A 21,026-nucleotide genomic window follows, 5' to 3' on the forward strand; every position below is an offset into this window, starting at 1 on the left:
GTTTGATGTGAGGTTACCCATATATGTCTTACATCTTTTGATTTAAATCTATTTTAGGACAAGGCAGACTGTTTTACATTAGTTACTCATAAACATCAATTAACCTGTTTATTTTTTGTTTTTTGCACTCGGATGTAAACTTGTAATAAGCAGAATCGTCTTAGACCTGAAGTTATGGTGCATGATTCATCAAAATTTTATAATTAAAATTTATGTCTGCACAATAATTGGACTACGTTTAGCTTTAATAAGAATTATAATATGAATAAGAATTTTTTATACCTGGCCATTGTTGTTGCCTTTTTTGCAGTGATAACCGGTTGTACCGATACCGGCAACGAACCCGAACCGGATGTTGATGAGCGTGATGTGTATTTAGGAGCATGGACTTGCGCTGAGAAAAGTAAGCTATATGGCAATTCCACCTACAATGTATCGATTTCTAAAATTGGTAATTTGGATTCCATTGCCGTAAGCAACTTTTACAACTTAACCAATAGCTATAAAGTGACTATGCTTATTTCATCTAATAGTGTAACCATCCCACTGCAATCGGTAAGCAATACTAACATCTCGGGTTTTGGATTGCTAAGCAACAATAAAATTAACCTTACCTATTATTGTGTTGATGGCAATGATAAGGACACGGTAACGGCTACTTATTCCAAATAAAAAGATAAGGCTATCTATAATAAAAAATGCAGCGAAATTATTCGCTGCATTTTTTTTGTATATCCATCGAAATTAAAACTGTACCACAAACTCAACTCTGCGATTGAGTGCGCGGCCCGTAGCTGTTTTGTTATTGGCCACAGGATTGGCTTCTCCAAATCCTGCTGACTTAATTCGGTTTGCATTTACTCCCTTATCTTGCAGATATTGCTTTACAGCGGCAGCACGATTTTGCGATAGAGTGAGATTTGCATTTTCATCACCTACATCATCTGTATATCCATTGATGTCTATTAAATAAGCAGGGTTATCCTGCATTACTTTTACCACATTATCAAGTATCGTAAACGATACTTTGCGTATTACATCTTTTCCTGTTTCAAATTGAATGCCTTGCAACGCTTTTTTAAATAATTCTTTTACTTCCTCTTTTATTTCGGGACATCCCTTATTGGCAGCTATTCCTGCTTCGTCAGGGCATTTATCATCTTTATCAGAAACGCCATCTTTATCACCATCGGGACATCCTTTAAGCAGGGCATCACCTGGAAGTTCAGGGCATGCATCTTCCTTGTCAGTTATGCCATCGCCATCACTATCCGGGCAACCAGAAAAGTTTTTAAGCCCCTTTAAATCAGGGCACATATCCTCTATATCGGTAACTCCATCGCCATCCGCATCAGGGCATCCATTCATGGCAAGCAGACCCGCCTCGGCAGGACATTTGTCGTCAGCATCGGCAATGCCATCGCCATCAGCATCAGGGCATCCTGCAGCAGTTACAGCGCCTTTAACCTCGGGGCACTTATCAAGAAAATCGGCTACCCCATCGGCATCCTTATCAACCGGACACCCAACTGCATCAACAGCAACTCCCAAAGGAGTTGTAGGGCATTTGTCCATACGGTCGGCAACACCATCTTTATCATTATCTTTTTTGGCGCCAATATTAAAAGTAAGACCAACTGTATGATGTAAAAACGCATCGTTAGCATCGTGCGACTCTCCATCACGCCTGTCTTTATTGGTAAGTAAAAAATGTTGCTGCAACTGTAAGTTCAATACAGGAGATAAACGAAAGTTAATTCCAAATCCGGTAGATGGTAAAATGAAATCCATTCCCTTCTTCTGAAATACTACTGCCGGTGCATTTCGTGTTTGATTAATCTTGTCATCACTAAAATTTGCAATTCCCAAACCGGCCATTAAATATGGACTAAAGAATTTATCATCATCCTTCTGCATTTTCAAACGAAGCGATAAGCAAGCATCCGTCAGAGTATTGCTAAAAGATAGCTTATCATTAATTCTTTCACTATAACCTACCTCGCCATAATTAACTCCGGCAACGATATCGAACCGCGAGCTAAGCCAACGTGATAGCGATACTCCTCCAAAAGCATAAAAGGGTTGATCGAGCCGATAGAATCCCTGCCCCAAATCACCATTATAGGTAGTGCGCCCTCCGTGCAAACCAACAGCCCATTTCTTATCTACTGTTTGAGCATTAGAAATAACAAACAATCCTAAAAGAGCACATGCTAGTAAACTTGATTTTTTCATTTGGATATAAAAAATTATGATGTTAGCGTTTAGCAAGAATTGTGCTAAGGCTAAAATCCTTTATTTAATTCGGCTACAAAGAAATAAAAAAAGCCACCCCTTGCGAGGTGGCTATCTTAACTGATTTTAGACTTAATTTTCTCACACAAGTTTCTGAGCGTACTCGCGGTTACCTATTATTGCTTTGAAAAATAGATTCCTTCGCCCAGATTCTCAAGATTCAACTCTTTGTTGAAATAACCCTTCGGTATTCCCACATTATCCAATGGCATGGCAACTACTTTTCCGGTTGCATCATATATGGTTATAGTTACACGTGCATCCTCGGTAAGATTCAATGTAAGGTTAAATAACCCTGACGATGGATTGGGAAATACACCAATCGTTCCTTGCTCATAAACTGGCTCGAGTGTTTTGCTTTGCGCATCGGTAACCACGGTTGTGTTCTTCTCTCTGGAATTAGACAATGCACCACCACAACCATTAATATAGGCTGTAAAAACACATCCTTCATTAGCCACAAACCCTGGAGTGAGGGCAACGAAACTGCCTGCATCGTACTCTACCATGGATGGCGACTGTATCATTTCGGCAGAAGAGATGGAGACACTAGCCTCGTTCTTTGTATAGCCATTCCAAACAGTATTAAAAAAAGTAGCAGTTGTGTAGCAGCCATAATATCCGGGTATGAGCGAATAGCGCGTTTCCCAACTACCATTCGGTATTTGATTTACAACCCAAAAAGCGGTTTGATCATTAGGATCGGTAACGCATTGATTATAATCGCCACCGCGGCCATCCCAATCAACCGACTGTCCGGGATAATAAAATACACCATTGGGCAATGTTCCATTAGCATCGGCACTGCTTCGGTAATTGTAAGAAGCACTTTGGTAATAACCTGCATTAAACTGACTATACGAAACCACAGCATCGTTTAGTGCATTTACACTAATGTTGGGATAATAGGTCGAAGTAGCGCCCGAACCATCATCAATGCGCCCTACATGCGTAATGCTACCAGCAACAGGATTAACACCCCACCACTGTGTTGATGATCGCGTGGTAGTGCCGGTAGCCGGCAGAAAATGGGGTGCGCACCATACAACAATCCACCACGATATACGGTGTTTGTTAACATACTTGCGCCAAAAATATTTACTGCAGTAAAGGTAGGTCCACCCAATTGTTTTGGACAAGCGGCACTATCCGTTGCAAATGGCGCCCAGGCATTAGTACCATAGCTAAAAGATTGTATCAACTGAGGTGTGCTGTTTATATACCAGGTATCAATAAAACCAGTTCCACCACTATTTGGATTGCCTGTTTTCATCAAATACAAACGATCGATGGTGTTATCATAGGTTATTGCTGGCGCTGCCAACCATAACGAATTCCATGTATAAAAATTCGCACTGCCTGCTGCATAAGCCTGGGTTTTATTAATAACATAAATTCCAGATGCGTTATTACATAATATATTTCCTGCCACACAAATCCAATCTTTATTGAAACCGAGCATGGCAAAATCCATCCATGCATTATTAGAGCCGGTTACATCAAATTCATAATAATACCAACCTGCTGTAGGATCAGAGTTATTCGAAATCATTACTCTGAATTTACTGTCGCTGCTACAACCCGTGCTTTGCAATGCAAGGGCAATCCACCTGCTGCCATAAGGATCATACACAATACGTGGGTCAAATACAAAGCCGGTCCAAGCAAAAAATGCGGCAAGTGTAACTTCACTAATAATAGCACCTGTTTGTTTATTTAAAATTCGTGCATCATCGTTGGCTAATACCACCAGATGATTAGGTCCGGCAGCTATTTGTGCATCGCTAGGATCGAGGCCGCCTTGCTGATTTCCTAAAGCAGTATAACCGGGCGACTGGCTGGTAACTTTATTTGCTCCATAAGCGGGAGGAGCGCTCAGATTGGTTTCGTTTAAATTATATACCTGGGCAGAATTGCGCATGCTGTTCTCCTTACCAAACTGTAATTCGGTCATTATGCGCTCACGGTTCTCAGCTGTGTTTTCTTCTTCATTCTCAAAAGAGAAAAACTGATGAACTGTTTGAGTCTCTGTTTTATAACGGATGTTTGCAGGTGACTGTTCGGCTTCTTTAATGGATGTTCTATAACCTGCCGGTCCGCTTAGTACTCCGGGAGTTCCATTAATAACACTTTGCGCATTAGCGCCCCATGCTATCATAAACAACATGGATATGTATATTTTTATTCGTTTCATATCATTTAGTTTTTAATTTTTTTTGACTTCTATTATCGCTATGTTTGATACAAAACTAGTTGCGCTCAAGTGCTTCAATTTTTTTCTCAAGCTCCTTTATTTTGTTGTTCAACTGAATGATGTAAAGCGTTTGCTCTTCAACCTTTTCAACAATCTTTGCTTGCATTTCTCCTACTGCCATGCCACCTTCTTCTACTTCGCAAGCCGAAGGCATGCCTGGCAGGCGATGATATTGTTGAATATGTTGCTCTACTTCTTCAATGGTATTTAAATTATAAGACTTGTCGAACACATAGTCAGGGAATGGCGTTAATTGAACCCGCACTTCGGTACAAATTATTTTGCCACCAACGGTTAGAGCATAACCTGCAGAAGGCGTAGAATAATTAACTACCATGTTTGTAGCATACGTGTTGCCTGCGAAATACCCTGCCCAAGCAGCACCACCTGTATTTGATGCAAATCCATATACGCCATACCTGATACCTGCAGAACCTGTAGCATATCCGTAAACTCCGGTAGCGCTTCCAGTATATGCGCCACCATCACCTGTAAAAAAACCACCGTACCAACCTCCGGTACCTTGAACACCGTATCCATATCCATCAGCAGGTTTTGAATAGGCATATATAGCTCGAAAGTCAGAGGTGCCAACATAATTTACGATGCTATTTAAATTATAAAATGAATTACCTGTTATGCTGCCTTGCACATCGAGCAGAAATGCTGGGGTTGCAGTTCCAATGCCGACAAAATTATTGGTTTCGTTACATGTAATTGCATTGCCCAAAACCAAATTTTTGATGGCGAAATTATTGTTGGCAAACGTTCCTGTTTGCCATTTGGCAACACCATCGGTGCGGTAGCTTACCGTTGAATTATCGGTAACATTCTGCTTGTCCATAAAGATAAATGCACTACCGGCATCGCTGCGAATACCGAAAGCGGTTGCAGAAGCTGCCGAATAAAGATCGAGTGCTGTTTGCGGGGATGTAGTACCAATACCAATCCTGCCATTTCGGTCGAAGTGCATACGTACCTGATTATTGGTACGCACTCTTAGCGACCTGTTGTCGGTGGTGCCAATAAAATTGTTTACCGTGTCGGTACCGGCATTTCCGTTAAGTTGCCATTGCGCATTTACAATAGCAGTAGTGCTTGACAATGCCACAATTGCCATCGCGATGAAGATGTTTTTTTTCATAAATAAAATTAATTAATAAGTAAGACTTGAAGAATTTACAAGAGAATGGTTGAAAGCAACCTTATTGCTTTCTGTGCTTCAAATATACAATAAAATGCGACACATTAACAAAGACGCAAAAAAAATAATTACTGAACTTTAAGGCGTATAACTCCGGTAAAAAAGCATAAGCCAACCCGCAATAAAAAACAACCCGCCAAGAGGTGTAATGGGGCCAACTAATTTGGTATTAATATCCAAAATTTCTTTGAATGATAACAAATATAGAGAACCGCTAAAGCAAGCTATGCCAGCCACAAAAAAGCGTGAGCCTATTACAAATCTTTTTTCGTTTGTAAGAAAAACCAAAATTCCGCATGCAAGTAATGCAAAGGTGTGTATAAACTGATAGTAAACCCCCTTATTAAAAATATCTATCATTTCAGGGGATACAATTTTTTTTAAACCATGCGCACCAAAAGCTCCCAATGCAACGGCTATGCCTCCGCAAACGGAAGCGGTTATTAAAATGGGCTTGGCAAATGATAAATCAGATTTCATGATAAAAAGAAAAGGCAGCGGTTGAAAACCGCTGCCAACCTGTTATTTTTTAGTGATTATTAACTTATCTTCCTCCAATGTATTCATTCAACTCTTCGATGCTCGTTTCAAAAGTAAATACATCATTAATCTTAAAATAGTTGCCCTTATCATACGCATAACTATATGCATACTTTGCAAAAGTGAGCTTATTATCTTCAAATGTAAACAACTGGCAAATTTCCTTAATCTGCGAAACAATAAGGCAGCGGTCGCGAAGCACCTGCTTGGCAATGGTCATTTTGCTATCTTCAAAGCTCTTTGAACTAATGGTTTGCTTAAGCTCGCTAAAACTTCCGGGGTCCATTGGATGCGGGCAGCCAATTGGTCCGGTGTAACCGGGAACATAAGCCGGTGGTGGCGGTGGCGGTGGAGTATTGCCGCTTACTACGGTGTGGCCACTATGCGTAGTGGTGGTGGTGGTGGTAACCGTAGTTTGTTGATGTACCAGTCCATCATCATCAAATCCCGAAGCATTGATGCTAATGCCACCCTCGCCTACGGTCATCCCAATGTTTACATTATCTGTATTACCTCCGGATGTGGTAGTAGTAGTTACTGAATGCTGCACTGTGCCTCCTGTGCTATAATTATCGGCAGGTGATGGCGGTGGCGGTGGTGGGGGCTCTACATCGGCAACATCAATACGAATGAGATCTTCGCTTACCATGCGTAAAACATAAGTTCCCTTATTGTTTTTCTTTACAGAAAAACTTCGCTCCGTACCAGGCTCAAGAAACAGATTGGTATTTACTTCCCCTAACTCGGCAGATTCAAAAATAATTTTCAACTTATACTGCATAGAAGTCAGCTCGGTTAACCTTACATTGGTTTGTGCCTTTTCATTTTTGCGCAAGCCATTAAGTATTACAAAAAACTTCTCACCATTTTCTGTAAACAATACTGCATTGGCAGTTTGTGCTATGCTTATGCTGGCTGCAAGCATAAGCACAACGATTAAAGATAAATTCTTCTTCATTTGATTAACTTATAAATTAGTTGGGCAAATTTAATTATCAAATTGGATTATGAGGAAAGCACACAATTATTTTTAACAACAATCAACTGCTTTTTCATTGAATTTCTATTTTCCTCTAAGTGCCCCTCTTTAAGATTAATCTATTGTTTTTATTATGGAGTATTTTCCGATTATCACTTTTATACCTCCCTTCAGGCATGTTCAATTGCTATATGACAATTGCCCAATGCGTGGTGCGCTACAAATTTTATATCCAATTAATTATCCGAAAACTTAATACGATCAAAAAATAGCAGACCATATTGCTTAAACAAGTTGCTATAGACACACCGTTACTTAACAGTTTTTGATTGTTTTCCACTTTGGAAAACCTGCGGCAAAAAGTCATGACCAACTCAAAACGGTGGTTTTGAATATTATAGGCAAAAGCTATTGTAATGATAGCAGAATCACATCACTCATAAAACAGCATATTCATTGTTAATATGTTAGCAAGTTTTCTATCGGACTTTGGAGCAATATTTGCTACTTTCGCCTCGTTCTTACAGAGATAATAAATATTTGTAAATGAAAAAGAAAAATCTGTTATTTGCGTTGGTTATAATTTCGCTTCTTGGTTTTCGTTGTTCATGCAAGCCTAAAGAAAAATGCCCTGCATACGGAAAGGCTCAATACCAATCGATGCAAAAGCAATCATAATATAATTGATTCCCCAATCAAAATTTGTCAACGCTGATTAATAGTCAGCGTTTTTTTTTGTCTTCTATAGTGGTCGGCTTTAGATAAATGTAGTTGTTTTCAACTAGCGAATATCTATTTATCTCTGTTAGATTGTTGCAGCGCAGTGCTAAGCGCTAGTGAGAAAACTTGTTGTCTTACCCAAAAAATTCAATCATACTAAATGCAAAAAATAAAATCTTAAATACGTTCAAAATTCAAAGTTTAAATCTTAAATAGACACAACAGCAAAGTTACCGTGTAAGTATTGTATTATTGCAAATCAAAACAAGGCCAGAAAATATATGATTCAAGAGCATTTTTCGCTTCGAAATCTAAACTCGTTTGGAATTGATTGCTACTGTTCAAAATATGTTGAACTTACCAATCCAAATCAGTTGCAGGAAATTAGCAAACTATTGAAATCAGGGGAGCCCTACCTTATTCTTGGAGGTGGAAGTAACATTCTATTTACCACCGATTTTACTGGCATTGTCATACACAATAAACTTAAAGGTATTAGCATTGCCCACACAGGAAGTCATCCTACGGTAACAGCATCTGCAGGAGAAAACTGGCATCATCTGGTACAATTTTGCATTGAACATAATTTGGCAGGCATAGAGAATTTGTCTCTAATACCGGGTACTGTGGGTGCCGCACCTATTCAGAATATTGGAGCATATGGAGTTGAGTTGAAAGAAGTATTTAAATCGCTAGTGGCATGGAATATTGGTGAAGCACGTATGGAAGAAATAGACAATAAAGCATGTAACTTTGGATATCGTAACAGCATTTTTAAAAATCAGGCAAAAAATAAATACATAATTGTAAGTGTTACCTTACAACTTTCGCACACAAGCAAAGTAACTACACATTATGGAGCTATTGAAAGTGAACTGAAGAAACGCAACTTCACAGAACCAACTATTAAAAATATTAGCGACATTGTAATTGGCATCAGGCAAAGTAAATTGCCCGACCCGGCAGTTATTGGTAATGCAGGAAGTTTTTTTAAAAATCCAGAAATTGAAAAATCACATTTCGAAAAATTAAAAGAGTCCTTTCCCAACATAGTTGGCTACCCTGCCGGAAGTAAAATAAAATGCGCGGCAGGTTGGTTGATAGAACAATGCGGATACAAAGGCAAACGCATAGGCAATGCCGGATGTCATAAAGATCAAGCCCTTGTGCTTGTTAACCTGGGAGGTGCAACAGGTAGCGAAGTACTACACCTCTCTACTCAAATAATCGTTTCGGTAAAGAGTAAATTCGATATTGAACTTGAGCGCGAGGTAAATATAATTTAGACTCGATAACGAAATTTCTAATTTCTCAAGACTACAACTGAGCAATAAATTGCTCACGAAGTTGCCATACTTCTTCGAACGATTTTTCAATAGCATATTCTACTATCCATTTCGAAATAAAAGTTTTGTGCTGTTGCACTTTATAATCAACAACTTGAAAAGGCAGAATTTCCTCTTCCTAAATAATATCGCCTTCTATTTTGGCAATGTTTGAAGAGTGAGTTGTAAAATCAAAACGGTGATTACTTAATTTAAGATAACAATGCACTTCGGGAAAATACTCCAGCGAGGCGGCATGTAATTTATCATTAAATTGTGGTGTATTGAAAGCTGTTACTTTATATATGCCCATTACCAATTTTACACCCTACATATTATTTGCTTGTGCCAACATAGCCAACAAAGTGTGTTTAGAACTACAGGTTACTTTTTGCTCTTTAATTACCTACAAGAAATCGCTCCTGCTGGAATTTCGTCCATAGGGCAAATTTTGGATATAACTATCGCATCGCTCCATGTTGTTACAACATGCTGCTTTAGCAGCGTGGTCAGTTCATCTGCGTTATCGAGCATCACATCTTTCTTCGAGAAAATTACTTTCCACCAATCCGGTTATTAATCATAATGCCATTATTGGCTCAGTATGGATTTACTGGCGACTCAATTGAAATATGGTGCGCATGCAAGTGCTGTTTAATGCGTTGTAACTCAACAGTTGACTATACATAAAACACAAGAGCATCATCCTGATCAAACGTATGTTTGGGAGCATGTGGAGATGAAGTAAATTCTAGATGCCAATTGCTATTGGGCTAGCTTAAATAAAACATCATGCCCTTTGTGATTTTGAAAACTTCCGGTCTTAACAAACCCAACAATTTTTGTGTAAAAGTCTTCAAGTAAATGTATGTTAACAGTATGTCTTGGGTATCGAAAAATCATAATTAATGTTGAACAACAAACTTATAACCAGGTTAAAGCTACCCGTTTTTTATCTTGATCTATTGCTTTTACTTTCAATTGAAATACTGCATCCATTTCATACGCATCAAATGTATTGTACTCATTTAGTTTCTCAATTTCATCTTTATGCAATAGCCCATCCACGGGTGTGAGCGAAAAATATTCCATATTCGCGCTTGTCCACAACAGTAGCAACAGTGGTATCCCCTTCCTTATATCTGGAAGTAAATTTTTCCCATGGCGCTTGCTTTAATTGTTTTACACCAAGCGAAACCTTAGCAAGCTCCTCGTCTTTCTTAAGCACTACAACTTCAATCTTGCGATTCAATTCCAATTTTTCAACACTCTGTGTTTTTCGTTCGTAGGATATATCGTTGTTATGCAACAAGCCATTGATGGGCCCAATGCGAACAAAGGCGCCATAATCTGTTAGCTTAATAATTTTTCCTGTAAGCACTTGCCCTATCTTAAGGTCGCGCACAAACTTGCGCTGCATGGGTGTAGATCGGTTATCATCTGCTAGTTTCGGTAACATTATACGTTTACTTCTTCTTTTTCCTTAAATGGTCTGCGTTGTATCCATTCTTTGGGCTTTACAAACTTATCAAACATGCCGGAGATAATCTTGCCTCTTAAACCCGGGAAGTAATAGAACAACGATAAAGGTACAGGCATAGCGCCAAATGTGCTTTTTATTTCTAATGCATCGCGCCCAAAGTTTATTTTTTTCATTCCCATGCTGATACCCGTTCGGATATACTCAATCAAAATTCGCATATATAAATTATGCGTTTTATTATCGGCTGTGTCAAAACCAACAAATTGTGCATTGAGCATCGCACCATCTACTATACCTGTTGCAAAACCAATTAAGTTTTGCTCATAAAAAAAGCCAATGAATATACATTTGTCTGCCAGCACCTTTCGCATATCAATAAAGCAACCGCCATGCAACGCTGCCAAACGTACCGGAGCATTATTAAATACATTTTGAAAAAGCCGGTTTATACTAACGTGATTCTGATTTATATCCTCATGCGATAAATATCGCACTTCAATGTGCTTCGATTTTTCGAGGGCGCTTTTAATACGTGTGCGATACTTGGTAGATAAGTCGGCCAGGTAATCTTCAAAGGTTGGCCACTTCAATGTAAGATGCATTTCGGGATCTATCTGAAATTGCCCATATCTTTCGGCAAGCAATGTATCAATCTGAAAATGATGCGATGTGCCATAGTCTTTAAACAAATGGGCAATAATTTCACTATGCGGTTCCATTTGCATTTCGAGATCATAATATATTTTTTTCCAGTTAAGCCGTATCGAACTTTTTTCGGTACTCAAAACTTCGAAGCCTGTTGACTCGCTATTGAATAAATTGCCGCATATCAAAATATAATTGGGATCCTCATTACTTTTTCCAAAGATGTATTGATCTTTCATTTCCTTGATAAAAGTGGCAGCTTGCTCAAAGTAAGTTTCATTAATCAACTGCGAAGGCAACAATCCATTCAACTTAAATAGTTGAAAATAAAATGCTGCAATTGGACGCTCCTTTTTATAAACTAACAAATAGCGCACGCTCATCCGCTTATCAACAAAATGTTCAATGGCATTAAGATAAGCAATATCATTAAAAACACGATGGTCTGCATTGAAGGTGCTATTCCAGTCATGAGCAGGTATATCGCTAGCCTTATCAAAATAAGCATAATGCAACCCATCATCCGAGCAATGTAGTACCGCATGGGACAAAGCTTTTTTAAAAGTTTCCTTTAGTTTTCGAATCATATATCGGGCAAATGTAACTTAAAGTAATCCGATATTAAACTAAAATTTTTTGTTAAACACTGCATTAAAATTTACAACTACTTGGGGGTAAAGCAACATGTGATTGTCTTAGTAGAAACAAGTAAATTTTAAAACCGCTATGAACCTTAAACTGCAAGCAACTATTTTAATATTAATGCTAACCGGCTGGTGCCACGGACAAGTATTAACTCAAACACTAAGAGGCACTGTGATTGACAAAGTAACACATACCCCATTGCCGGGGGCAATAGTTGTTATAACTGACACCGACCCACTACAAGGCACAAGTACCGATGTCAATGGAGTTTTTAAAATTACGAATGTACCTGTTGGCAAGCATTCATTAAAAGCAACCTTGCTTGGTTACACCGAATCGTACTTTGAAAACATGGTGGTAAATGCAGGCAAAGAATCGGTGATAACTATTTTGCTTGAAGAACAAATTGTGCAACACCAAGTGGTAGAGGTAAGCGGCACTCGTGAAAAAAATAAACCACTAAACGAAATGAGTTTAGTAAGCGCACGAACTTTTAGTGTTGAAGAGACCCAACGATTTGCAGCAGCAGTAAATGATCCTGCCCGAATGGCCGTATCGTTTGCTGGGGTTATGTCAACCGATGATGGTAACAACCTGATATCGATAAGAGGCAACAATCCAAATGGATTGTTGTGGCGTATGGAAGGAGCAGAAATTCCAAATCCAAATCACTTTTCTACTCCGGGCAATACAGCAGGTGGTGGTATCAGCATACTGAGTTCGCAACTATTATCAACCTCCGATTTTATGACCGGAGCGTTTCCAGCCGAATACAATAATGCACTTAGCGGAGTATTTGATTTAAAACTGCGTAAAGGCAACAATGAGAAACGAGAGAATACCATACAAGCAGGATTTCTGGGAATAGACTTAGCTACCGAAGGCCCATTTAAAAGAGGATATGCCGGCTCATATTTAATTAACTACCGCTACTCTACCCTATCTCTGATAGGAAAGTTAGGTGTAAACATTGGAGATGCCACCACCAATTTTCAGGACTTATCATTCAATGCTTTTTTACCTACAACCAAATTTGGTAACATCAGCTTGTTTGGTTTTGGAGGATTAAGCGATCAAAACTTTAAAGCAAAAAAAGACAGCAGTGAGTGGCAATTTGATTACAACACCTTTGATTGGAAATTTATTTCAAATACAGGTGCGGTAGGGCTTACTCATGTTTTCAATATAAATTCTTCCAACTATATTAAAACAACAATCGTGTATGGTAACACTACCAAAGAATACGAAGCAAACAAACTAGACCTTAACTATGAACCTCGCTTTTGGTACGATGAAAATTTTGTAGATACTAAAATTACCGTTGGCACAAGTATTACAAGCAAATTCAATTCGCGCAGCAGTTTAAAAAGCGGAATCAATTATCAGGTGATGCAATTTAAACAAAGTCAGAACTCGTTTCAACCCATTACGCAACAAAAGCAAAACGACCTTAGTGGCGATGGGAACACCTCGATGATACAATCTTATGCGCAGTTTGCTTACCGCGCCAATGAACGTGCCACCGTAGTTACAGGGCTTTCAATAAATCACTTTGGATTGAACAACGAAACTTCGGTAGAGCCGCGCGCGAGTGTAAAATATGACATTACAGAAAGGCAAAGCCTTTCGGTAGGTTATGGGCTGCATAGCCAATCGCATCCGCTTGGTGTATACTTTGTAAAAACTAATATTAGCAACGATACTACTTACAATAAGAAATTAAAAATGTCGAAATCGCATCATCTTGTGTTGAGTTATGATATTATGTTGAACCGTTACCTGCATATAAAACCTGAACTTTACTACCAACACTTGTATGATGTTCCAGTTGGTGTATCAAACACCAGCACCTATTCCCTACTTAACATGGAGTATGTTGTAGATGCCGAAGCACTTGCCAACAAAGGCATTGGTAAAAACACCGGCATGGAAATTACGCTTGAACAATACATGCATCATAACTTTTATTTTCTGCTTGCCGGTTCGTTGTATGATTCAAAATACAAAACACAAGATGGAAAATGGTATAATACCCGATTCAACACGAACTATTCTCTCACAGGAACCTGCGGTTACGAAACCAAACCAAAAGCAAAACGAGGACAACGCGTGTTTGGCATTAATGCCAAATTTGTATTCAGGGGAGGATTAAACGCTAACCCAATAGACCGCGAAGCAAGTATGGCAGCTGATGAAACGGTGTATGACCTTACAAGGCCCTTTTCGGTTAAACAAAAAGATTACTTCCGTATAGATACCAAATTTAGTATGAAACGTAATCGTGGCAGCCGCACCACTACCTGGTCGCTTGACTTTCAAAATACTACAAATCGTAAAAACGTTTATGGTGAGTATTACGAACCAAAAACCAATACGTTTAAAACCATTTACCAAACACCATTGATTCCCATCCTAAGCTTTAAAGTTGATTTCTAACAGCACAGGCACAAAGTTCGACAGAATTATACTGTGCTTGGGGCTGACCATCTTATGCATTTTTCATCCATTGTAAGATTTCGTTTTATACGTAAGTTTGCCATGCCATATACCATGATATACATGCACCGTTACATCACAATGGTTTAGGTTACTTATGCTTAGCAAACACAATGGTCTAAAGTTGACGCTACCCTTTTTACATTGCCTCTAATTAGTTATTTCTTGCCTAAATAAAATGATTGTAAAATACACAACATTGCATTCGCTCCCGATGGTAAGATTTATATAACAAGCGGCAACAGCACACACTACATGAGTATAATAGACCAGCCAGCTAGCTCCGGGCTTGCTTGCAATTTAATGTAACATACCATTAATCTGCCAACTATTTATTTCAATACCCTACCCAACCACCCCAATTATTTTTTGGGCGCAAATGGACTTTGCAATAACTTGGAAATACCCCCAAACTCCTATAAGGGGGCTAAGAAAATATAAGCGTTTAATACTCCTACCCTCGCTAAATTTACATTATGGTTTCCGGTTGATAAGGATGTTTGTTGGTTAGCGGTTTATGATGTTAATGGTGAGTGCAAACTTAGGGAGAGAGTAAGTCAGTGGAGTCAGTATAAAACTGTGGATATTTCTTCGTCTATGAGTGGGGTTTATTTTTGTAAATAAGCTTGGCCTTCGGAAGAAGGAAATGTAAAGGTTGACAGGTTGGAGTAGAATTCACCCCTAAATCCCAATGTCATTAAGTAAAGGAATTAAATCCAATTGGCTTGGATTGCGATAATAGGAGATTCTAATTTAACAATTAAATTTGTACTTTAAGAAATTGCCAGCACCGCAAAGGTAAACCCCTAAAGGGTTAAGGTGCATTTTTCTGCCGCATGCATCCACACTTGCGGTTTTATTTTTAGCTATTATGAAAAACATAATTTTATCTATGTGTAATAAAATATTAACCGAATAAAATGAATGAGCAATGCAAATCTTTATCACGTTCCACAAGCTATGGCGCTGTGTGAGCTTGATTCTGCTTCTAAACCGAAGAGCGATCTTATGGCTTTCAAATCTTATAAAGCGATATCATAATGCTGAAAGCTTTACATTTGTAACGAATAAATCATAATTGAGTGTGAACGTTGTAGCCCTATTTTTTGCAACTGCAATAATAAGTTTTGTTGGTTCTATCCAGCTAGGCCCTGTTAATTTAGCTGTGATAAAAACTGTTCTCAACAAGGACTACAAATCAGGTTTGTTCATGGCAAGTGGAGGCGTTATTCCCGAAATTATATACGCATTGATTGCAATAAGAATATCAGATTTAAGTTTCCTAAAACAAAACATGCTTACCCTGCAATGGTTAGTTGTACCCTTTTTTGTTTGCATCGGCTTATTCAATATTTTCAGAAAAAGCACAACAATCACAAACGAGTCGAAAAAAAACTACGCAAGCGGTATGTTTGCAGGCTTCTTATTGGCTTTATTCAATTTTCAACTACTTCCATTCTGGCTTTCTATTGTCCTGTTTTTTTCTTCAAGTAATATGCTCAATTCAACAACGGTCATTTCATCACTCGCATTTTCACTAGGGGCAGCCATTGGTGCCTTTGGGTTACTTGCACTTATTGCCTATTTAACCCATCTAAACAAACATCTCTTTGCAGCAAATCTATCCAAGTTCAAGTTGAATACAATATTTGGCTGTTTGTTTATCATTCTCGCAATTGCACAAACAATTAATCTCTTAGTAAAATAATGAACTTGTATCTAAAATAGTATTACTTGCACAATTACAATTTACTTAACGCCAACAGCTAAAGTTATACTAAATAACTGTGCATGATTTCGCCTTTTTAAGCTGCACATAAGAGAGAAACCATCTATGTTTCGAACCATGATATTCCAATTTCATAGCCACTTAGTGCCATACGGAATTAACCAATATGGGCATACTAATTAAAGATGTTAAGATAATTTATGATGGTCGCAAAAAAGTTGAGATTGCTGATACAACAACACCATAACCTAAGTATTGTCGTATATATAACACGCCACTGCAAATTTGAAAATTTCAAAACTGATAGTACACCTGATCGAAAAGTTTACTTATCGAAAACTACCAATAACGCTTATGTTATAAATTTGCACGCATTGAAATCTACTTCAGGAAATTTTAATTATCCAATAGCTTCGGAAGTTAATGCCGGCACTTACAATATTGTTTTAATTTGGTGTTAATACTTTTCGGTGTAATAAGGGAATTCGCCTATACAATACTTTGCAAGAAAACAAGCGCAATGAAGTTATTAAAATCAGCAACTTGTTTTTCTGGTTTCTATTTAATACTATAACGCATTCATTATCACCTTTATGTTTAGAGCCAATTCACTTTATAAAAATGTACACCCATTGTATAGCCTGACCGTACACATTCAAAAATATAATCAGGCATGGTGAAACCGGTTACTCTTGCCGCTTACTTATAATCAACCTTGCATCAATAAAATCTTGCCTACTAAGCAAACTAAGGGCTTTGGCACCAAATGAAAAACGTATTAAGGCAACTACCGGTTAGTTGAATGAGGGATGCCAATTATTTTTATACCGTATAAATGTGTTAGTTTGTTGTGTAATAGGATTGCCGAATAAAATGGTTGTGCCATTTTATGAATGATTTTATTCTTAAAAAATGCAAATGATAATAACCAGAGATACTATAAGACTGCTGCGCATTCCTTTTTCGTATTTCTTAATGCCAGTTTTTTTCTTTGCTGTAAGTCAGGTTCCGCAAACTGATTGGCTAAAGGCCACTATTTGTTTTTTTGTTTTACATCTGTTTATCTATCCTGCAAGCAACGGCTACAACAGCTACATGGATAAAGATGAAACAAGCATTGGTGGTTTAGAGCATCCACCTCAACCAACCAGGCAACTTTTTTACACTTCAATTGTTTTTGATTTAATAGGGTTAAGTCTTTCACTAATAGTTGGCTTTTACTTTTTCTTATCTACCCTAGCATATATGATAGCATCTCGCGCTTATAGCTATAAAGGAATACGCTTAAAAAAATATCCCTATGTTGGTTTTATGACGGTTATATTTTTTCAGGGTGCCTTTACCTATTGGATGGTTTATGCAGGCATAAATAAAAGCGGTGCACCCATAGATGTAAGCATGGTAACAGTATTAGCAGCTTGCTTATTTTTGATAGGCGGTGTATATCCACTAACACAAGTCTATCAGCATGAAGCTGACAAAGCAAGTGGAGATATTACCATAAGTTATAAACTCGGAATCAGAGGGACATTTATTTTTTGCGCAATCATGTTTTCGATGGCCAATGTGTTGCTTTTTTTCTACTTCAGTCAGAAAAATAAAATGGAACATTTTATCTTGTTTCAAGCATTTCTGTTTCCGGTAATTCTATATTTTCTACAATGGTTTTTTAAAGTTTATAAAAACGAAAAAGAAGCCTCTTTTAAAAATACAATGCGAATGAACTTCATTGCATCCACTTGCATGAACTTATTATTTATCACGTTACTTATTATAAATACGATTAAATGAGTGTTATAGTCAATATATCAACTGCGCTTCCAGTATATAAGCACCGCCAATCAGACCTGGCTGATTTTATGTGTAATCTGTATCAATATTCGGATCAACAAAAAAAGAAGTTACACCTGCTATTTGCTAAAAGTGGTATTGAAAATCGCTACTCGGTAATACCAGACTATTCATGCAGCAAGGAAGATCGAATCTTTTATCCCAAAACAACCAACCTTGAGCCGTTTCCGGCCATTGAATATCGTATGCAGTATTTTAATAATGCTGCACTTCCACTTTGTATTGAGGCAATAGAAAATTGCCTAAAAGGCAGTATACATAAAAATCAAATTACGCATATAATAACCGTTACATGCACCGGCTTGTGTGCTCCGGGTTTAGACATTGAAATAGTACAGCACCTTAAATTAAATTCAGATATTAACCGTACTTCCATAAATTTTATGGGCTGCTATGCAGCAGTTCATGCATTAAAGCAAGCTGACTATATATGTAAAAGCGATTCAGATGCAGTGGTACTGCTGATATGTGTTGAATTATGCACCATCCATTTTCAAAAGAAGGATGACATGGATAACATAACAGCCAATTTACTTTTTGCCGATGGTGCAGCTGCCGCATTGATAGTTTCGGACAAGAATACGGATATCCATCAATCGAATGGCCTAAAAATAAAACGTTTTTATTCGCAAATTGAATTAGATGGTAAACGCGATATGGCATGGCAAATATCCTCTTCAGGTTTTTTGATGACGTTGAGTTCATACATTCCACAATTAATAGAAAAAGGATTTAAAAACCTGTTTGACCAATCTCTTGCTCAACTAAAAATAAACAAATCAGATATAACACATTGGGCAATCCATCCGGGAGGAAGAAAAATTCTGGAGGTAGTACACAAAGAACTCAACTTGAAACATGACGATTTAGAAAGCTCGTACCGTGTGTTAAAAGATTATGGTAATATGTCATCGCCTACCATTTTGTTTGTATTAAAAGACTTGATGAAAAACAAAGTAAACAACAAATCAAAAGAGCTTACCTATATGGTGGCGTTTGGTCCCGGATTAACAATGGAATCAGCCGTACTTGAAAATGTTTAAAACACGTTCGTATAAAAAAGAATTACTTGACGAGTCCGATATTCCAAGAGACTCGCTCTTTCAAAATTTGAAAGAGTTAGCTTTTATTAATACGTATTTAGGAGGGCATGCCATTACTGTTGCTGGACTTGAGATGCTAATAACTGACACAACAAAGGTTTACAACCTAATTGATATTGGTAGCGGAGGTGGCGACTCGGCCAAAGCAATAATCACATGGGCACAAAAGAAAAAAATGCAAATTCGCTTAACAGGAATTGATTTAAAGCCTGACTGTATAACATATGCAAAAGAACATTGCCGAAACTATCCGGAACTAATTTTTACGTGCGATGATTTTAGAAACGTATTTTCTCAAAAAAATAAAATCGACCTGGTACACGCATCGCTATTTTGTCATCACTTTACAGAGACTGAAATTATTGATTTCGTAAAACTATGTTCAGCTAACAATGCTATATTTTTAATTAATGATTTAGAAAGAAATGCCATCGCATACTATGCAATTAAATTTCTTACCCGTTTGTTTTCAAAAACTGTATTAGTAAAAAATGATGCTCCCCTATCGGTATTGAGAGGTTTTAAAAAAAAAGAATGGATAGAAATAATAAAAAAATCAGGAATCAAAAAATACAGCATTCAAAACAAATGGGCATTCAGGCATTTAGTAATTATATATCCCAATGAGTAACAACGTATATGATTGTGCTATTGCAGGTGGCGGACTGGCAGGATTAACGCTTGCCATTCAATTGGCAAATGCTGGGCGTACAGTTATTTTGTTCGAAAAGGAAAAGTACCCTTTTCATAAGGTATGTGGAGAATATATTTCGATGGAAAGTTTTGATTTTTTAGAACGAATTGGAATTCCACTTTCAACCATGAGTCTGCCGGTAATTGATGAAGTAAAAATTTCATCGCCCAATGGCAACTCCATAACCCGAACGCTTGATTTAGGCGGCTTTGGCATAAGCCGTTATACGCTCGATGCACAATTGGCGCAACTGGCCATAAGCAAAGGAGTTAATTTGTTGCAAGCAACTAAAGTAACCGATGTGCTTTTTGAAAAAGACCTTTTCACTATAACTGCATCACAGCAAACCTATCAAGCTAAAGTTGCTTGTGGAGCTTATGGAAAAAAATCGGTGCTTGATATTAAGTTGAAAAGAAAATTTTCCCCTTCAAAGAAAAATTATGTGGGTGTAAAATATCATGTCATTGCAGATTTACCTGCTAACAGAATCGAGTTGCATAATTTTAAAGATGGCTATTGTGGAATTTCGAAAGTAGATGGCGATAGCTACTGCATGTGTTATTTAACAACATCTGAAAATCTGAACGAGAATGGGAATGATATTAAAAAAATGGAAGAAAATGTATTGATGAAAAACCCCTATTTAAAAAAATATTTCAATACAGCAAAGTTCATCTACAAACAACCACTTACCATTTCTCAAATTACATTTGATAAAAAATCGGCCATCGAAAACCATCAGGTAATGCTTGGAGATGCAGCAGGCAGTATTGCACCACTATGTGGCAATGGAATGAGTATGGCCATGCATGCTTCTTATACAGCATTTCAATTAATCGAAAATTTTTTAGATAATCTTATATCCCGACAAGAATTTGAAGATGCCTATAACCTGCGGTGGAATCAATTATTTTCAGGCAGGATAAAAGCAGGCCAATACATTCAACATCTTTTTGGCGGAGAACTACTTACCAACTTTGCAATCGCGGTACTTAAGAAAATTCCAATGGCAACAGACAAACTTATTAGCATGACTCATGGCAAGAAATTTTAAAATAAAATT

Annotated in this window: 17 protein-coding genes; 9 read left to right on the forward strand and 8 right to left on the reverse strand. The window is 37.7% G+C overall.

What is annotated here, in order from left to right:
* Nucleotides 1–261: 261 nt before the first annotated feature.
* On the forward strand, nt 262–672 hold the full coding sequence (locus IPO27_00165; GenBank protein ID MBK8845030.1) for a hypothetical protein: 411 nt from the start codon (nt 262–264) through the stop codon (nt 670–672).
* A 72-nt stretch (nt 673–744) separates the two neighbouring features.
* Here the strand turns inward: IPO27_00165 and IPO27_00170 are convergent, their stop codons facing one another.
* From IPO27_00170 to IPO27_00190, 5 genes are all read right to left on the reverse strand, one after another.
* On the reverse strand, nt 745–2,235 hold the full coding sequence (locus IPO27_00170) for an OmpA family protein (protein MBK8845031.1): 1,491 nt from the start codon (nt 2,233–2,235) through the stop codon (nt 745–747).
* Nucleotides 2,236–2,411: 176 nt separating this feature from the next.
* Entirely contained in the window at nt 2,412–3,434 is a 1,023-nt protein-coding gene (locus tag IPO27_00175) for a T9SS type A sorting domain-containing protein (protein ID MBK8845032.1), read from the reverse strand.
* Nucleotides 3,435–4,544: 1,110 nt separating this feature from the next.
* Nucleotides 4,545–5,693, reverse strand: a complete 1,149-nt coding sequence (locus IPO27_00180) for a hypothetical protein (GenBank protein ID MBK8845033.1) — start codon at nt 5,691–5,693, stop codon at nt 4,545–4,547.
* A 138-nt stretch (nt 5,694–5,831) separates the two neighbouring features.
* Entirely contained in the window at nt 5,832–6,233 is a 402-nt protein-coding gene (locus IPO27_00185; protein MBK8845034.1) for a DUF423 domain-containing protein, read from the reverse strand.
* A 64-nt stretch (nt 6,234–6,297) separates the two neighbouring features.
* Nucleotides 6,298–7,251, reverse strand: coding sequence for a DUF4476 domain-containing protein (locus IPO27_00190; GenBank protein ID MBK8845035.1), 954 nt, complete (start codon nt 7,249–7,251; stop codon nt 6,298–6,300).
* A gap of 1,022 nt (nt 7,252–8,273) precedes the next feature.
* Here IPO27_00190 and murB point away from each other — a divergent pair.
* Nucleotides 8,274–9,278, forward strand: a complete 1,005-nt coding sequence (murB, locus tag IPO27_00195) for a UDP-N-acetylmuramate dehydrogenase (GenBank protein ID MBK8845036.1) — start codon at nt 8,274–8,276, stop codon at nt 9,276–9,278.
* A gap of 178 nt (nt 9,279–9,456) precedes the next feature.
* On the opposite strand, the gene IPO27_00200 is transcribed toward murB, so the two are convergent.
* From IPO27_00200 to IPO27_00210, 3 genes are all read right to left on the reverse strand, one after another.
* The gene (locus IPO27_00200) at nt 9,457–9,630 is read right to left on the reverse strand and encodes a hypothetical protein (protein MBK8845037.1); all 174 of its coding nucleotides are present in this window, start codon (nt 9,628–9,630) and stop codon (nt 9,457–9,459) included.
* Between the two features lie 735 nt (nt 9,631–10,365).
* Nucleotides 10,366–10,776 (reverse strand): S1 RNA-binding domain-containing protein, encoded by a 411-nt coding sequence (locus IPO27_00205; GenBank protein ID MBK8845038.1) that lies wholly within the window; start codon nt 10,774–10,776, stop codon nt 10,366–10,368.
* Nucleotides 10,776–12,032: an N-acetyltransferase gene (locus tag IPO27_00210; protein ID MBK8845039.1), complete on the reverse strand. Its 1,257-nt coding sequence runs from the start codon at nt 12,030–12,032 to the stop codon at nt 10,776–10,778. The genes IPO27_00205 and IPO27_00210 overlap by 1 nt, the downstream gene beginning before the upstream one ends.
* Before the next feature lie 139 nt (nt 12,033–12,171).
* On the opposite strand from IPO27_00210, the gene IPO27_00215 reads away from it, so the two are divergent.
* The 7 genes from IPO27_00215 (at nt 12,172) to IPO27_00245 (ending at nt 21,017) form a co-directional block, all read left to right on the forward strand.
* The gene (locus IPO27_00215) at nt 12,172–14,526 is read left to right on the forward strand and encodes a TonB-dependent receptor (protein MBK8845040.1); all 2,355 of its coding nucleotides are present in this window, start codon (nt 12,172–12,174) and stop codon (nt 14,524–14,526) included.
* 1,144 nt (nt 14,527–15,670) lie between these two features.
* Nucleotides 15,671–16,294: a LysE family transporter gene (locus tag IPO27_00220; GenBank protein MBK8845041.1), complete on the forward strand. Its 624-nt coding sequence runs from the start codon at nt 15,671–15,673 to the stop codon at nt 16,292–16,294.
* 221 nt (nt 16,295–16,515) lie between these two features.
* A complete protein-coding gene (locus IPO27_00225; GenBank protein MBK8845042.1) occupies nt 16,516–16,776 on the forward strand; it encodes a DM13 domain-containing protein in 261 nt (86 codons plus the stop codon).
* Nucleotides 16,777–17,227: 451 nt separating this feature from the next.
* Nucleotides 17,228–18,106 carry a UbiA prenyltransferase family protein gene (locus tag IPO27_00230; GenBank protein MBK8845043.1) on the forward strand — a complete coding sequence of 293 codons (879 nt, stop codon included), beginning with the start codon at nt 17,228–17,230 and terminating at the stop codon, nt 18,104–18,106.
* The gene (locus tag IPO27_00235; protein ID MBK8845044.1) at nt 18,103–19,209 is read left to right on the forward strand and encodes a type III polyketide synthase; all 1,107 of its coding nucleotides are present in this window, start codon (nt 18,103–18,105) and stop codon (nt 19,207–19,209) included. Before IPO27_00230 ends, IPO27_00235 begins: the two co-directional genes overlap by 4 nt.
* Nucleotides 19,202–19,900 (forward strand): methyltransferase domain-containing protein, encoded by a 699-nt coding sequence (locus IPO27_00240; GenBank protein ID MBK8845045.1) that lies wholly within the window; start codon nt 19,202–19,204, stop codon nt 19,898–19,900. Before IPO27_00235 ends, IPO27_00240 begins: the two co-directional genes overlap by 8 nt.
* The gene (locus IPO27_00245; protein ID MBK8845046.1) at nt 19,893–21,017 is read left to right on the forward strand and encodes an NAD(P)/FAD-dependent oxidoreductase; all 1,125 of its coding nucleotides are present in this window, start codon (nt 19,893–19,895) and stop codon (nt 21,015–21,017) included. The genes IPO27_00240 and IPO27_00245 overlap by 8 nt, the downstream gene beginning before the upstream one ends.
* The last annotated feature ends 9 nt before the right edge of the window (nt 21,018–21,026 follow it).

This window comes from Bacteroidota bacterium (assembly GCA_016714535.1).
Taxonomy (GTDB): domain Bacteria; phylum Bacteroidota; class Bacteroidia; order AKYH767-A; family OLB10; genus JADKFV01.